The organism is Kaistia nematophila (genome assembly GCF_026343855.1).
In the GTDB taxonomy this organism is placed as follows: domain Bacteria; phylum Pseudomonadota; class Alphaproteobacteria; order Rhizobiales; family Kaistiaceae; genus Kaistia; species Kaistia nematophila.
In genome coordinates, this window is sequence record NZ_JAPKNK010000008.1 from 26,942 (window position 1) to 41,397 (window position 14,456).

Genomic DNA, 14,456 nt, shown 5'->3' on the forward strand with positions numbered 1-14,456 from the left:
AAGACCCTCACCCAACCCTCTCCCGCAAGCGGGCGAGGGCTTTCTGCCGGCTTCCTTGCCCACGATCGCGCGCAGGCGGAGGGACTCCCTCTCCCGCCTGCGGGAGAGGGCGGGGTGAGGGGCTTCCTTGTCAAAAGGCCTGTAGTTGATGACCCTGAAGATCCTCGCCGTCGTCTCCGAGATCTACCCGCTGGTGAAGACCGGCGGCCTGGCCGACGTTGCCGGCGCGCTGCCGGGCGCGCTGGCGCCGGAGGATGTGGCGGTGACGACGCTGGTTCCGGGCTACCCGGCCGTGCTGGCGGCTCTGAAGAAGCCGGAGGTCGTGCACACCTTCGCCGGCCTGTTCGGCCGCGACGCCCGGCTTCTGAAGGCGCATGCGGCGGGGCTCGACCTTCTGGTGCTCGACGCGCCGCATCTCTTCGACCGGCCGGGCAATCCCTATGTCGATGCCGGTGGCAAGGACTGGCTCGACAATCCGCTTCGCTTCGCCGCGCTTTCGCGCGCGGCGGCCGAGATCGGGCAGGGGCTGGTGCCGAAGCTGAAGCCGGACGTCATCCACGCGCATGACTGGCAGACGGGCCTGACCGCCGCCTATCTGCGCTATTCCGACCGTCCGGCCGTGCCGACGGTGATGACCGTCCACAACCTCGCCTTCCAGGGCCAGTATGGCCGGGACCTGCTGCCGGCCCTCGGTTTGCCGGCCCACGCCTATGCCATCGACGGCGTCGAATATTACGGCACCATCGGATTCCTGAAGGCAGGCCTGCAGCTTTCCGACCGCATCACCACCGTGTCGCCGACCTATGCGTCCGAGATCCGCACTCCGGAGGGCGGCATGGGGCTCGACGGCCTGCTGCGCAGCCGCGGCAACGCGGTTTCCGGCATCCTGAACGGCATCGACACCGGGGTCTGGAACCCGGCCGACGATCCGAGGATCGCCGCCCCCTTCGATCTGGCGCGCCTTGCCGGCCGCGCCGCCAACAAGAAGGCTCTGCAGCAGAAGCTCGGGCTCGACGTCGATCCGAATGCGCTGATCTTCGGCGTCGTCAGCCGGTTGAGCTGGCAGAAGGGGCTAGACCTCCTGCTGGAACGGCTGCCGGCGCTGCTCGGCGCCGGCGGGCAGCTGGCGCTGCTCGGCTCGGGCGAACCGGGGCTCGCGAACGGCTTTGCCGCCGCCACCACGCTGCATCGCGGCCGCGTCGGCATGCTGAACGGCTATGACGAGGAGCTGGCGCATCTGATCCAGGCTGGCTCGGACGTGATCCTGGTGCCGTCTCGCTTCGAACCCTGTGGGCTGACGCAGCTCTGTGCGCTGCGCTATGGCGCGCTGCCTCTGGTGTCTCGCGTCGGCGGTCTGGCGGATACTGTGATCGACGCCAACGAGGTAGCGCTCGCCGCCGGCGTCGGCACCGGCATCCAGTTCAACCCCGTCTCCGGCGACGCGCTGGAAGGCGCGATCCTGCGCACCGCCGCGCTCTGGCGCGACCGTCCGAGCTGGAAGAAGCTGCAGAAGAACGCCATGAAGACCGATGTTTCCTGGACCCGGCCGGCAGCCGCCTATGCGAGGCTCTATCGGGATCTGGCGGCGGCAAGCTGATGGTGGCCGGCATGCCCGTCGGCGAGGGATCGGCCGAACCGCTCGGCGTCACGCCGACCACGACCGGCGTCAATGTCGCGGTCGTTTCCGCCCATGCCGAGGCGATCTTCTTCTGCCTCTTCGACGCGGAAGGCGAGGTCGAGCTTCGCCGCATCCGCCTGCCGGGCCGCACGGGCGACGTCCATCACGGCCATGTCGAGGGCGTCCGGCCGGGCGCGCGCTATGGCCTGCGCGCCGAGGGGGCATGGCGTCCGGAGGCGGGCCTGCGCTTCAATGGCGCGAAACTCCTGGTCGATCCCTATTCCCTGGCGCTCGACCGGCCGTTCCGGCTCGACGACGTCCTGTTCGATGCGCGCCGCCTGGGTGCGGCGAGCGACGGGCGCGACAGCGCCGCCATCGTGCCGAAGGCGATCGTCACCGCCGCCGCGAAGGCAAGGCCGCGCCTGACGCCGCCGATCGCCTGGGACCGGCAGGTGATCTACGAACTGCATGTGCGCGGCTTTTCCAAGTGCAATCCGGCCGTGCCGGAGGCCATTCGCGGCACCTTCGCCGGCCTCGGTCATCCCGCCTCGATCGCGCATCTGAAGCGGCTCGGCGTCACCACGGTCGAACTGCTGCCGGTCGCGGCCTGGCTCGACGAACGCCACCTGCCGCCGCTCGGCCTCGTCAATTACTGGGGCTATAACCCGATCGCCTGGATGGCGCCGGATCCGCGCCTGGCGCCGGGCGGTTTCGCCGAAGTGGCCGACGCCGTCGCGGCGCTTCATTCGGCCGGCATCGCCGTCATCCTCGATGTCGTCTTCAACCATTCGGGCGAGAGCGACCATCTCGGCCCGACCGTGTCGTTGCGCGGCCTCGACAACTCCACCTACTACAGGCTCGAGCACGGCGACCCCTCCGGCTATGTCAACGACGCCGGCACCGGCAACACCCTCGCCTGCGATCGCCCGCCGGTCGTGCGCCTCGTCATGGATGCGCTCCGGACCTGGGTCGAGCGCGCCGGCGTCGACGGCTTCCGCTTCGACCTCGCCACCACGCTCGGCCGGCGCGAGGATGGTTTCGATCCTGCCGCGCCGCTGCTCGCCGCGATCGAGCAGGACCCGCTGCTGCGCGATCTCGTCTTGATCGCCGAGCCGTGGGACATCGGCCCGGGCGGTTATCAGCTCGGCAATTTTCCGGCCGCCTGGGGCGAGTGGAACGACCGCTATCGCGACACGGTGCGACGCTTCTTTCGTGGCGATGCCGGCATGGTCGGCGATATCGCCACGCGCCTCGCCGGCTCGGCCGACATCTTCGCGCCCCGTTACCGGGGCGTTACCAGAAGCGTCAATTTCGTTACCGCGCATGACGGCTTCACGCTCGCCGATCTTGTCGCCCACGTCCGCAAGCACAACGACGCCAATGGCGAGCGCAACCGCGACGGCACCGACGACAACAAGTCCTGGAACAACGGCGCGGAGGGGGAGACGGCCGACGCAGCGATCCTCGCCCGCCGCCGCGCCGATGTCCGCGCGCTGCTGATGACGCTGGTGTTCTCGCGCGGCACGCCGATGCTGACCATGGGCGACGAACTCGGCCGCAGCCAGAAGGGCAATAATAACGCCTATGCGCAGGACACGCCGCTCGCCTGGCTCGACTGGCTCTCGGCAGACGAGGAACTGATTGATTTCACGAGCGAGATCATAGCCTTGCGTGCGGATCATCCAGCGCTGCGCGACCCCCGGCCGCTCACCGGCAAGGCCGTGCCGGGCAGCGACGAGCCGGATGTAGGCTGGTTCGACGCGGACGGCGACTTGCTGGACGAGGCCGGCTGGCACGCGCCGGGGAACCGGACGCTGGTCGCCGTGCTGGCGGTAGGGGCCGGGGACGGGACGGTCGATCGCGTCTGCCTCGTGCTGCACGCCGGTCCGGCGCCGATCGATCTGCGTCTGCCGCCTCATGCCGGCGGCGGTCGCTGGCGGCTCGGCGCGGCGTCTTTCGATCCGGATGGCATCCGGGCGGCCTTGTCCGTGTCCGCGCAGTCCCTGCGCCTGGAGCCAAGGTCGGCATTGCTCCTGCTCGGCTAGGGAATGCTTACGCCGGTCTTGGTATTTTGCGCGATCAAGAGAATTTTACGAAAAGCGCGCGAGATAAAGCTTGCCCAGCATTTACTGTGTTGGCCAAATTCAATGGCCGCTGCGGGCGCTTTTCGTTAAACTTGTAGGCAAGAACCGGGATCTGCTGACGGAGGCTGTCGTGCCCGATACCATTTTCAGGAATTGGTCCAGCGACTTCAGCAGGGACTGGGGCAGGAAGCCGATCCGGATCGATCACACGCTCAGCCAGAATGATCTCTTTTCCAAGGAAGCCCTGGCCGAACTGATCGAGCGCTACCCGATCGAGCACTACTCGCTGATGCGGACCAGTTCGCGCGGCGAGGAGAAGAAGATCTGGCGTCGCGGCGAAGTCGGCGGCCTCAGCGGCCATGAGGTCATGGCGCAGATCGCCTCGGGTGGTCTGTGGCTGCAGCTGCGCGAGTTGAAGCTCGTCGACAAGCGCTACAACGACCTGTTGCAGTCGATCTATGCCGAGGCCCGTGAGCGCGTGCCCGGCTTCCATTCCTTCGGCCACGAAATGGGCATCCTGATCTCGTCGCCCAACGCCAAGGCGCACTATCACGCGGATCTTCCGGGGCAGGCGCTCTGGCAGATCCTCGGCCGCAAGCGCGTCTATATCTATCCGGCCGCCGAGCCCTACCTGCCGCAGGTCGAACTGGAGAAGATCGCGCTGACCGGGCTGGAATCCGCGCTCCGCTACGATCCCGAGTTCGATCGCGACGCGCTGGTGCTCGATCTCGAGCCTGGCCAGATGCTGACCTGGGAGCTGAACGCCCCGCACCGCGTCGAGAACCATGACGAGCTCAGCGTCTCGATGACGACCGAGCACTGGACGGAGGAAATCCGTCGCGAACAGATGATGACCGTGGCGAACGGCATCCTCCGCAAGCATTTCGGCGTCAAGCCGAAGCGCGGGAGCGCCGATGGTCCGGCCTTCTGGGCCAAGGCCGCCCTGCAGGCGGGATGGCGCCGCAGTCCCTGGTACAAGCGTGAGCAGCGCAAGATGATGCCGGTGGATTTCCGGCTTGCGCCGGGGACAACCACGACGATCGTCGACATCCCCGCTTACGTCGTCTGAGGCTCTTTGGCACAACCGCCATGAGCGGAGGATGAGCGCGATGAGCAGCGGGGCGCGTGATCGCTGGACGGTCACCGTGCATGGATCCTGGCAGGAGGCGGCCGGCGACTGGCGGCCCTTCTTCGCCGAGGGGCCGTCGCCGACGCCCTTCCAGGCCGAGCCGTGGCTGGCGCATTGGTATGCCGCCTTCTCGGGCCGGCCCGATGTCCAGCCCTTGCTCGTTCATGTCGCCGACGCCGGTGGAGCTGCTGCTGTCGCGCTGCCGCTGATCCTGCGCCGCGATCGTCTGAGAACCATCGAATTCGCCGATCTCGGCATCACCGACTACAACGCGCCGCTGCTCGGACCCGCCGCGCCGGTCGATGTCGCGGAGGCGCAGTCGCTGTGGCGCGCCGTTCGCGCAGCCTTGCCGCCGGCCGACCTGATCGAGTTCACCAAGGTGGTGACGGAGATCGGCGGGCGGCCCAATCCGCTGGTCCAGGCGCTCGGCGGCGAGGCCTCGCATCTCTTCGGCAATTATGTCCGCATCGATACCGACTACGAGACCTGGCTGCGCAGCCTCGCCAAGGAGAACCGAAAGGAACTCGGGCGATTCTGGCGTGTCTTCACGCGGGACGAGCGCGCGCGCTTCATCTTCGTCGAGGATGCGGAAACGGTCCGGAAGATCTACGGCTACCTGACGGCGCAGCAGAGCGCGCGCATCCGCTCGCTCGGGCTGCCCTATCTGCTCGACGAGCCGGACTATGACGCCTTCTACCGTGATCTGCTGCTCGATGGCCTCAAGGACGGGTCGGCGAAACTGTCGGCGCTGGTCGCCGGCGACGAGTTGGTCGCGGGCCTGTTCGGCATCGCGCATGGCGATCACTATTCTATGGTGCGGATCAGCACGGCAGGTGGTGAATGGGCCAATTGCTCGCCGGGCCGGCTGGTGATCGAGCGGACCATGGAGGCGCTGCACCGGCAGGGCTATCGCGTCTTCGATTTCACGATCGGGGATTACGGCCACAAGCGCGCCTTCGAAGTCGAACGCGTGCCGCTCGTCAGCATTCACGAGAGCCTCTCGTGGCGCGGCTGGTCGACGGTCGGCTACGAAGGCGCCAAGGCGTTCGTCAAGCGCCATCCCGCGATTGAAAAGCTGGCCCGCAAGGTATTGCGACGGGCCGCCTGAGCCCGCTCACGCGGCGGCTTGGGCGCGACGGTCCAGCCGGCGTCGTAGGATGGTCCGCGCCTCGCCGCCATAGGCGACCAGGATGGCGATCGCATAGAGCCCCATGCCGAGAAGAATCGTCAGTACCAGCCCGGTGACGCTCCGTGCGGTCGGGACGAGGGCGAGGCCGAGCGCCATGACGCTGGTTGCGGCCATGACCTTGACGATGTCGAGCACGGGCGGGACGAAGTCGAGCCTCCGCATGGCGAGATACATGCTGACGGCCGCTGCCGCGGTCGAGCCGAGGGCCGTGCCGACTACGGCGCCGATCGGACCGAAGAGCAGCAGTCCCGCGGTGGTCAGGACGACGGCGGCGACGATCTCGACGATGTCGACGATGCCGGCATAAGAGAGCCGCTTCTCCAGGATGAAGATCTGGTCGCTGACATGCACATGCAGGAAGCGGATGGCGGCGGCGAGTGCCGACAGGCCGAGGATCGTTTTGGTCATCTCGCGGTAGGGCTCGGCGATCAGCAGGTCGGTGGCAGGCGTGCTGATCATGGCGATGCCGACGACGGTCGGCGCCATGACGCCGATCAGAAGGGCGGCGTTGGTGGCGAGTTGCTGCAGCGCTTCGGCGCGCCTGCCCTCGTTCAGGAGGCGGGCTGCGATCGGGAAGGCGGCCGCCGCGACCAGCATGGCGCCGAAGGATGCGCAGCGCCGGCCGAGTCCCCAGCCGACGGCCATCAGGCCGAAGGCGGCGGCGCCCGAGATGTGCCCGACGACGTAGCGGAAATTGTTCTCGGCGATCCAGCCGAGGCCATAGAGGATCAGGATCGGGCCGCCATAGGCGAAGGCGGCGCGCAGGATCGCGGCCTCGATCCGGCGCGGCAGGATGGCGATGCCGATCATCGGCGCGGCGACGAGATTGGCGATGAACTGCGCCGCGCCATAGGCGAGGATCAGAGCCTCGCTGGTCGGCTGCCACCATGTCAGCAGCGCCAGGCCGATGCCGAAGCCGAGGATCGGCCCAAGGATCTGCAGCAGCGTGTAGGCCAGGATGTTTGACTGCGCCCGCGCCCGCTCGGAATAGTGGGTATTGATGCCGCGCGTCGCGAAGAAGAAGGCGACGACCAGCACGGTTTGCCAGGTGAGATGGGTGACGTCGATGATCGCGACCGTGATCACCGCGGCGACGAGGCTGATTGCGACCGAGAGGAAGATGACCGCCGCTTCGGTGTGCAGGAAGGCGCTGCGCTCGGCCCGACCGCGCTCGAACGGCATGAAGCGCAGCGCGTAGACCGAGAACCAGGACAACGCGATCAGATAGGCGAACTCCTGCGTCGCCGTGATGAGCACGTAGGAGCCCATCTCGGCCGGCGGCAGGAAATAGGTCCACACCACCATCGACAGCAGCTGGAAGGCGGGCGACAGCAATTGTGCCGGAAGGTAGCGGATCGTCTGGCGGATCAGCATGCGCGCGGTTCGTTGGTGGAAGGCGGAATGAAGCGACGATCGAGCAGGATCAGGATCATCGTCATCATGAGCGCCATGTCCGTCGTCTTGTTGGCGATGCCGGTCGAGGTCGACGTCACGAGGAAGAAATAGGCCAGCGGCAGCAGGCCCGCCCACCCGACGCTGCGGAGAATCTCGGAGCAGAAGAAGAGGAGCCCGACAAAGAACAGCAGCGTGGTGATGATGCCGTAGTAGGCGAAGAAGGCAACCACGAAGCTCTCGATTCCGATCGCGAGGTCGAGCCGGCGCTGGTTGGAAGCGACATGGGCGAGGTCGGGGGCGAAGACCAGATCCCGCAGTGCCATGCCGTCGAAGATGTGGAACATGGCGATGCGGGTGGCGGCGCTGCCGGAATCATCCTCGAAGCGGCTCAGGAAGGTATCGAGAATACCCCCCTGGACCAGCAGCGACCCGACGGTGGCGATCAGGGTGAGCACGACGATGACGGCGAAGGCGTCGCGCAGGCGGAACCGCCTGCCGGCGAGGACGGCGGCGATGCTCCAGGCGCTGCGGGCGGCGAGCAGGAGCAGCACCACGACGGTTGCGGCGCGGCCGCCGAAGGTGACCATGGCGCTGAGGTTGTAGATCAGCAGGAAGGTGCGAAGCGGCAGGTCGAAGCGGCGGCCGCCGGGGCCGGTCAGAATCAGCAGATAGAGCCCGGTGGCGAGCGTGTTGATCAGCGGATGTCCGAGCAGCGCCGTCGATCGCCAGTCATAGGTGATGACCTCGCCGCCTGAATAATAGGGCGTCAGCCGCCAGCCGGTGAAATACTCCGCGAAGCCGAGCGTCGAGTTGACCAGAAAGAACAGGTGCAGCGCGATGACCAGTCGCTCCATCATCGGCGCGCGCAGCGCCGAGAGCGAGACGAACAGCGCCAGCGGCAGGACGAAGGTGTCGGCGATCGCCGAGATCGGCAGCTTCTGGACGATGGCGGTCTGGAATGTCAGCAGCGCGATCGCCATCGCGAAGACGAGCAGGCCCGGCCGGCGCACCGCCAGCGTCGCCAGCATAGACCCCGGACCGATCGCGACCGCCCATACGGCGAGCGAGGCCAGCGACAGGAACGTCGCCGGATGAAATTTTGCGAGCGGCGATCCGCCCGCAGACGCATAGGGCAGGCCGGCCGCTTGCAGCACCTTGGACGAGACCAGGAACAGCACGGCGACGGTGAGCGCCGTCAGGCCTGTGGCGAGCCCGTAGGGGCGCGCAATCCGGATCGGTCGATGGAAGCTCGGCGCGGTCCGGGAAGCGCTCATGTCGTCGCCGCCTTCTCCGCTTTCGCATCCGCGCCATCGGCGCGCGCGCCGCTCACCGGGCGCAGCGTGATGCCGAGGAACAGGAGCGCCGTCCAGCGCGTGCGGACGAGCAGCCGATGGAGCAGGATCGGCATGCCGAGACCGACGACGAGGGCCGCGGCGAAATACACCCCGTTTGGCAGGCCGGGCAGCAGCGTCCCCAGCGCCTTGCGAAGCGCGGCGGTGAAGAAGACGTGGAAGAGATAGATCGTATAGGAATAGCCGCCGACGAATTCGAGCGGCTGCCAGGTCAGGCGACTGAAGAAGAGAAACAGGCAGGCGGCCAGCCCGAACAGGAGCCCGAAGGTGGACTGGCGGGCGAAGTTCAGCCCGTTCCAGCCTTCATACTGCCCGAGATTGAGCAGGAACAGCACGGCCACGGCCAGCCCCAAAAGGGCTGTCACGAGGCGCCGTCGCGCCGGCACGTCGCCGATCCGCGCGTTGAGCGACCAGACCCGCAGCAATTGGCCGAGCAGGAAATAGGGCAGGAGATAGAACGCCGAGCCGATGGCGAACAGGTCGGGATTGAAGGTCGGCGCGGCGACGAAGATGGCGCAGGCGACTGGAAACAGCGCCGTCATGAAGGCGCGGGAATGCCTCCCGGCGATATAGTTTCCGGTAAGCAGTGCTGCCATCATCAGCATGGTTGCCTGCAGATACCAGTAGTGCTCGTAGGGCAGAAGGTAGATCTGCCAGATCGGTTGCGAGAAATCGTGGTTGATCAGGCCAAAGCAGAAATAGAACAGGGTGGAGACGACCACGAAGGGGATGCCGATCCGGCGCAGCTTCTTGCCGAAGGCGACGGACAGCGCCGCGCGGTCGGCGACATAAGCCTGGAACACGTATCCGGACAGGAACGAGAACAGCGGCATGCGGATGTGGATGAATAGCTCGGTGAAGAGCCGCCAGCCATTGTGTCCGGCGATGTGCATCCCGTGCTGCGGGTCATTGCCGATGACGTGGTAGGCGACGAGCAGCACGCAGGCCAAACCGCGTAGTGCCTCGATATGCCTGTCTCTCCGAGGGGAGGTCGTCACCATGCCTTAGAACTTGTCCGTTGCGCAGGGTTGCGCGCGCACGAGCTATAAGCCCATTCCCGCCCGACGCGTCCCTGTTTCTGGCGATAGCGTTAACCGTTTCATCCCGCGTGCAAAAAGCAAGCGACGAGTCCGTGAACGCGAGGACGGATCTTTCGTCGCGCGGGGAAGACAGGCGGCTGCGCGATTCATGAACAAATCGCCGTGACGCGGCCTCAAATCAACGTTTAGGTATCCTTAATCGCGCGTCTCCATAGTCATTGGGTCGGACCTGCGGGCCGGCGATCCGTAAGGCGTGCGGATTCCATCCTCGTCCATGGAAGACAATGGCGGCCAAGGCAAATTTCTCGATGAGTCGCCCCTCCGATCCGGCGGGCGAAGCCGGCGGAGCGTTCGATTCCGCCGCCTCGGATTCCATTGACCTCTCCATGCTGCTGGCGATGCTGCGCCGCCAGGTCCTGCTGATCCTGCTGGTCGCCGCGCTCTTCGTCGGCGCCGGGTTCGCCTATTCCTATCTGGCCGACAAGGTCTATCAGGCGACGGCCCGCGTGCTGCTCGATCCGCGCGACAAGCAGCTCGTCGGCGAGGAAGTGGTGCGCCCGACCCAGGGCGTCGATCTGAGCTGGATCGAGACGCAGGTCGATCTCGTCACCGCCACCGGCACGCTGCGCAAGGTGGTCGAACGGGAGCATCTCATCGATGATCCCGAATTCGGCGGCACCGGCAATCCGGCCGATCTGGACGCCGTGATGAATTCCTTCGCGCGCCATGTCCGCGCCGAGCGCGGCGCCCAGACCTATGTCATCGACGTCATCGTCTCCTCGACTTCGGCGGAGAAGTCGGCCCGGCTTTCGAACGCGGTCGCCGACGCCTTCATCGCCAGTCTCACCGAGGCCAAGCAGAACGCCGCGCGCCAGGCCAATATCCTGATTGCCCGGCAGATCGACGACCTGAAGGCCAAGGCGCGCGAGGCCGAGGACCGCGTCGAGGCCTATCGCCGCGAGAACAACGTCGTCCAGGTCGACGGGCGACCGGTCGACGAGCAGACGCTGAAGCAGTTGAATGAGGCGAACGTTACGGCGCGGCTCAAGGCCGACGAGGCTTCCAGCCGCCTGGCCAAGCTCGACGCCATCGCACGTTCGGGCGGCGGCGATCTCGCCTCGGCGCTTTCGTCCGTGGATTCCCCCGTGCTCGGCCGCCTGAAGGTCGAGTATGCGCTGGCGCTGCGGCAGCAGGCCGAATTGCAGCAGACGCTCGGCGATCGCCATCCGCGCATGCAGGCGATCGATGCCGACATCGCCCGCAGCCGCGGCCTGATCAAGCAGGAGCTCGACACGATGGTGGCGCGCGCCCGCGTCGACGCGGACCTCGCCAAGTCGCAGGTCGCGAGTTCCGCCGCGGCGCTGGCCGCCGCGACGAACAAAGTGAGCCAGACGAGCGACGCCAGCATCGCGCTTCGCGATCTCGAAGGCGAGGCGACGATCCGTCGTGACGTTTACCGCGCCTTCGTCGCCCGCGCGCAGGAGACCGGGCTGCAGGAGAATCTCCAGGTTTCCGACGCGCGCATCATCAGCCCGGCGCAGGTGCCGCTCTATCCCTCCTGGCCGCGCAAGAAGATCATCCTGGGGCTGGCCGGCATCGGCGGTCTCGGCGTCGGCTTCGCCCTCGCGCTCTATCGTGGTCGTTCGCGCCTGGACCGTCCCCAGGGGACGCCCGCGCTTCATCTCGTCGATGACGCGGCCGGGCCAAAAGCTGAACTGCCGGAGGCCCGTCCCGCCCCGCCCGAGCCCGGCAATGTGCTTGCCGAAATCGGCGTTCCCGGGTCGCTGGCGAGCGGCGACGTGGTGACCGAGGAGGCGGCCGGAGAACTGATGGGCGGCGTTGCCGTCGACTCCCGCCCTGCCTTCCAGTCGCTCGCCGACCAGCTGATGAAGCCGGCCGATACGGAGGGGCCGGCGGTGCATGTCCTGTTCGGAACCGCCGCCAGCGGCGCGATCGCCGCCGTGGCCTATGGCCTGGCCCGCGTCATGGCGGAGCAGTCGGCCGAGACGCTGCTGATCGATGCCAATAGCGGCGCGGTGACGACGGGTTCCTCGCTTCTCGGCCGCGACGTCTCCGGCATTCTCGATCTCGATCTCCGTCACGCCGAGGCTGACGCCATCGGCAGTCGGCTCGAGGGCGCCTCCATCGTGCTTCTGCCCGCCGCGAGCGCGCGCCTGCGCCACCAGATCGGCTTTCATGGCGAACGCCTGGTCGAGACGATCCGCGACGTGGCGGATGGGTTCCAGCGCGTCGTGGTCGATCTCGGCCCCTCCTGTCCGCCGGCCCTGTTCAGTTCCCTGGTCGATATCGCCGACGACGTCGTCATGGTCGTCGATGCCGAGGAGGCGGATTCTCCGGAGATCCGCTCCATGTTCGCCGATCTTCGCCGCCTCGTGCCGGACCTGCGAGGCATGGTGGCGGCCCGGGCGACGTCGGTCGTCGTCGACGATGCGCCCCCCGCGACCGCGACGGCTTGATCGCCATGGCGCAGTCCCCCGTCATCCATGTCGACGAGAGCCATCTCGGCCGCTACGTGACGGGGCTGGAACGGATTACGCTCGAACTCTTTTCTGCCGAAGCGCTTGCGCCGCTTCCGGTGGAGCCTCTGCGCGCCTCCGGCACGCGCGGCATGATTGTGGCCCAGACGGTCCGGCTCCCCGCGCGGCTCGCGGCCAATCGGCGCTCGCTGGCGCTCTGTCCGGGCTTTCCGCCGTCGATCCCTGTGTCGCTGTTCGGTGATCGCGTCATTCCCTACATTCATGACACCTTCCTGCTGACACGGAAGCAGGATCTGAACTGGCGCGCCCAAACCTATATGGCGCCAGCATTTCGTTTCGCCTTGCGCCGTCTGCCGTGGCTGCTCGTCAATTCCGAAACCACCCGCGACGAGGTCTCCCGCTTCGCCCGGCCGGATGCGGAGATTTCGCTCTATCGGCCATGCGTCCGCGATGTCTTCGGCATCGCCCATCAGGCTGGCCGGGCCCGTATCTGGTCGAAGGGGCAGGCGCTTCGGCTGATCGCGATCGGCACGGTCGAACCACGCAAGAACCTCCGCGCCGCCGCCGCCGTCGTCGCCGCGCTGCAGGCGACCGGCGTCGATGCGAGGCTCGATATCGTCGGCCGCCTCGGCTGGGGCAACGAGGTCGACGCGCTGAAGGCCATGCCGCATGTGACGCTGCACGGTTATCAGCCGGCCGACCGCGTCCGCGAACTGATCGCCGCCGCGCACGCGCTGATCACCACCTCGCATGACGAAGGTCTCGGCCTGGCGCCGCTGGAGGCGCAACAGGGCGGGCTCGCCACCATCGCGGCCGATATCAAGGTATTTCGCGAGGCGCTCGGCCCTTCCGGGCTGCTGGTCGATCCCGCCAGGCCGGGTGAGGCGGCCTTGCGCATCCGGGCCCGGCTCATTGATGCGCCGGACGGGCTGGCGGCGGCGGCGCAGCTCGCGAAGGCCAATCTCGATCGTTGGAACAGCGCCGCCGACCGCGATCAGGAACAGCTGATCGAACGTCTCGCCGCCAAGCTCGCCGCGCGTGGCTAGGGCGTTCGCTTCGGCCGGCCCGTGAGCGCCGCCACGATCGCGTCGACGGCAGGCTTTGGCCGGAAATCCGAATCATAGGGCAGGGGCCGGGGCAGGCGCTTCGCGTCGGGGTCGGCCTCGCGCGCGGCGTGCTCATACCAGCTGGCGGAATCGGCGAGCTGCCAGGTGATCACCGTCTTGACCGCCGGCACACTCAGCACGGCATTCAGGAAGTCGCGGTAGCGGGCGGCGACGGCGGCGTCGCGCGCCGGGATGTCGTCCGGAAAGCTGCTGTCGTCGACGTCCAGCTCGGTGATCAGGATGTCGATCTTGCGTTCGGCCAGCTGGTGCAGGAAGTCTGCGAAGCCGGAATCGTCGAACGGGCGTCCTGGGTCCAGATGCCCCTGCAGCCCCACCGCGTCGAGCCGCACGCCGTCGTGCTGCAGCCTGTCGACAAGCTTCAGGAGACCGGCGCGGATTTTTGCGCCGTCCTCGTTCCAGACCTCCGTCATCGCCTCGTTCAGGACCAGCCGAGCCTTCGGGTCAGCGGCTTGAGCGCGCTTGAAGGCGCGGCTCACATAGTCCGGACCGAACGCGTCCAGCCAGGGACCGCCGCGAAAGTCGCCGGCCAGGCCGTGGCCCGGCCAGAATGGTTCGTTGACCACATTCCAGGACGGCAGACGGCCCGCGAAATAGCCGACGGTCTCGTCGATATGGCGGTCGAGCGCCTTCTGCTTTTCGGCCCGCGACAGCGCCATCAGCCATTCCGGCCGGCTCTCATTCCAGGCGAGGGCGTGGCCGTGAACGGGAATGCCCGCCGGTTCGGCGAAGGCGAGGATCGCTTCCGCGTCTCCCGGCAGGAAGAGATTGGCTTCGGGCCGCAGATGGCCGAAGATCAGCGCCCAGTCGACCGTGAAGATCCGCGCCTGTTCGACATAGAGCGAAGCCTGGGCTTGGTTCTCCAGCGTATCGGCGGCGATCGACGTGCCGAAGACGACGCGGGCTTGCCCGGCGATCGCGCCCAGAGTTTCGCTCTTCGGTGTCGCCGCGATCCCTGGCGGCCGCAGCAGCGCGGCTGACAATCCGGCGCCAGCGGCAAGGAAATCCCTGCGGGAGAACTTCACGG

10 protein-coding genes are annotated in these 14,456 nt (G+C 67.2%); 6 read left to right on the plus strand and 4 right to left on the minus strand.

Annotated features, from left to right (window positions below):
* Positions 1–145: 145 nt before the first annotated feature.
* The 4 genes from glgA to OSH07_RS17575 all read left to right on the plus strand — a co-directional run bounded on the left by glgA (position 146) and on the right by OSH07_RS17575 (position 5,939).
* Positions 146–1,597, plus strand: a complete 1,452-nt coding sequence (gene glgA / locus OSH07_RS17560) for a glycogen synthase GlgA (RefSeq protein ID WP_266339988.1) — start codon at positions 146–148, stop codon at positions 1,595–1,597.
* Entirely contained in the window at positions 1,597–3,663 is a 2,067-nt protein-coding gene (glgX, locus tag OSH07_RS17565; RefSeq protein WP_266339989.1) for a glycogen debranching protein GlgX, read from the plus strand. Before glgA ends, glgX begins: the two co-directional genes overlap by 1 nt.
* 169 nt (positions 3,664–3,832) lie before the next feature.
* Positions 3,833–4,771: a hypothetical protein gene (locus tag OSH07_RS17570; protein WP_266339990.1), complete on the plus strand. Its 939-nt coding sequence runs from the start codon at positions 3,833–3,835 to the stop codon at positions 4,769–4,771.
* A gap of 40 nt (positions 4,772–4,811) precedes the next feature.
* Positions 4,812–5,939, plus strand: a complete 1,128-nt coding sequence (locus OSH07_RS17575) for a GNAT family N-acetyltransferase (protein WP_266339991.1) — start codon at positions 4,812–4,814, stop codon at positions 5,937–5,939.
* A gap of 6 nt (positions 5,940–5,945) precedes the next feature.
* On the opposite strand, the gene OSH07_RS17580 is transcribed toward OSH07_RS17575, so the two are convergent.
* The 3 genes from OSH07_RS17580 to OSH07_RS17590 are packed head-to-tail and all read right to left on the minus strand — an operon-like array spanning position 5,946 to position 9,768.
* Entirely contained in the window at positions 5,946–7,394 is a 1,449-nt protein-coding gene (locus OSH07_RS17580; RefSeq protein WP_266339992.1) for a lipopolysaccharide biosynthesis protein, read from the minus strand.
* Positions 7,388–8,689, minus strand: a complete 1,302-nt coding sequence (locus OSH07_RS17585) for a VpsF family polysaccharide biosynthesis protein (RefSeq protein WP_266339993.1) — start codon at positions 8,687–8,689, stop codon at positions 7,388–7,390. Before OSH07_RS17585 ends, OSH07_RS17580 begins: the two co-directional genes overlap by 7 nt.
* The gene (locus OSH07_RS17590; protein ID WP_266339994.1) at positions 8,686–9,768 is read right to left on the minus strand and encodes an acyltransferase; all 1,083 of its coding nucleotides are present in this window, start codon (positions 9,766–9,768) and stop codon (positions 8,686–8,688) included. Before OSH07_RS17590 ends, OSH07_RS17585 begins: the two co-directional genes overlap by 4 nt.
* Before the next feature lie 347 nt (positions 9,769–10,115).
* Between OSH07_RS17590 and OSH07_RS17595 the strand changes: the two genes are divergently transcribed.
* Both OSH07_RS17595 and OSH07_RS17600 read left to right on the plus strand, forming a co-directional pair.
* Positions 10,116–12,284 carry a Wzz/FepE/Etk N-terminal domain-containing protein gene (locus OSH07_RS17595; protein ID WP_266339995.1) on the plus strand — a complete coding sequence of 723 codons (2,169 nt, stop codon included), beginning with the start codon at positions 10,116–10,118 and terminating at the stop codon, positions 12,282–12,284.
* A 5-nt stretch (positions 12,285–12,289) separates the two neighbouring features.
* Positions 12,290–13,351 carry a glycosyltransferase gene (locus OSH07_RS17600; protein WP_266339996.1) on the plus strand — a complete coding sequence of 354 codons (1,062 nt, stop codon included), beginning with the start codon at positions 12,290–12,292 and terminating at the stop codon, positions 13,349–13,351.
* Here the strand turns inward: OSH07_RS17600 and OSH07_RS17605 are convergent.
* Positions 13,348–14,454, minus strand: a complete 1,107-nt coding sequence (locus OSH07_RS17605) for an endo-1,4-beta-xylanase (protein ID WP_266339997.1) — start codon at positions 14,452–14,454, stop codon at positions 13,348–13,350. The genes OSH07_RS17600 and OSH07_RS17605 overlap by 4 nt on opposite strands.
* Positions 14,455–14,456: the final 2 nt, after the last annotated feature.

Bases quoted from the DNA above. Each gene is read 5' to 3' on its own strand.
- OSH07_RS17580 (WP_266339992.1), bottom strand. From the start codon at position 7,394: ATGCTGATCCGCCAGACGATCCGCTACCTTCCGGCACAATTGCTGTCG.
- glgX (WP_266339989.1), top strand. From the start codon at position 1,597: ATGGTGGCCGGCATGCCCGTCGGCGAGGGATCGGCCGAACCGCTCGGC.
- OSH07_RS17595 (WP_266339995.1), top strand. From the start codon at position 10,116: ATGAGTCGCCCCTCCGATCCGGCGGGCGAAGCCGGCGGAGCGTTCGAT.
- OSH07_RS17590 (WP_266339994.1), bottom strand. From the start codon at position 9,768: ATGGTGACGACCTCCCCTCGGAGAGACAGGCATATCGAGGCACTACGC.
- OSH07_RS17575 (WP_266339991.1), top strand. From the start codon at position 4,812: ATGAGCAGCGGGGCGCGTGATCGCTGGACGGTCACCGTGCATGGATCC.
- OSH07_RS17600 (WP_266339996.1), top strand. From the start codon at position 12,290: ATGGCGCAGTCCCCCGTCATCCATGTCGACGAGAGCCATCTCGGCCGC.
- OSH07_RS17585 (WP_266339993.1), bottom strand. From the start codon at position 8,689: ATGAGCGCTTCCCGGACCGCGCCGAGCTTCCATCGACCGATCCGGATT.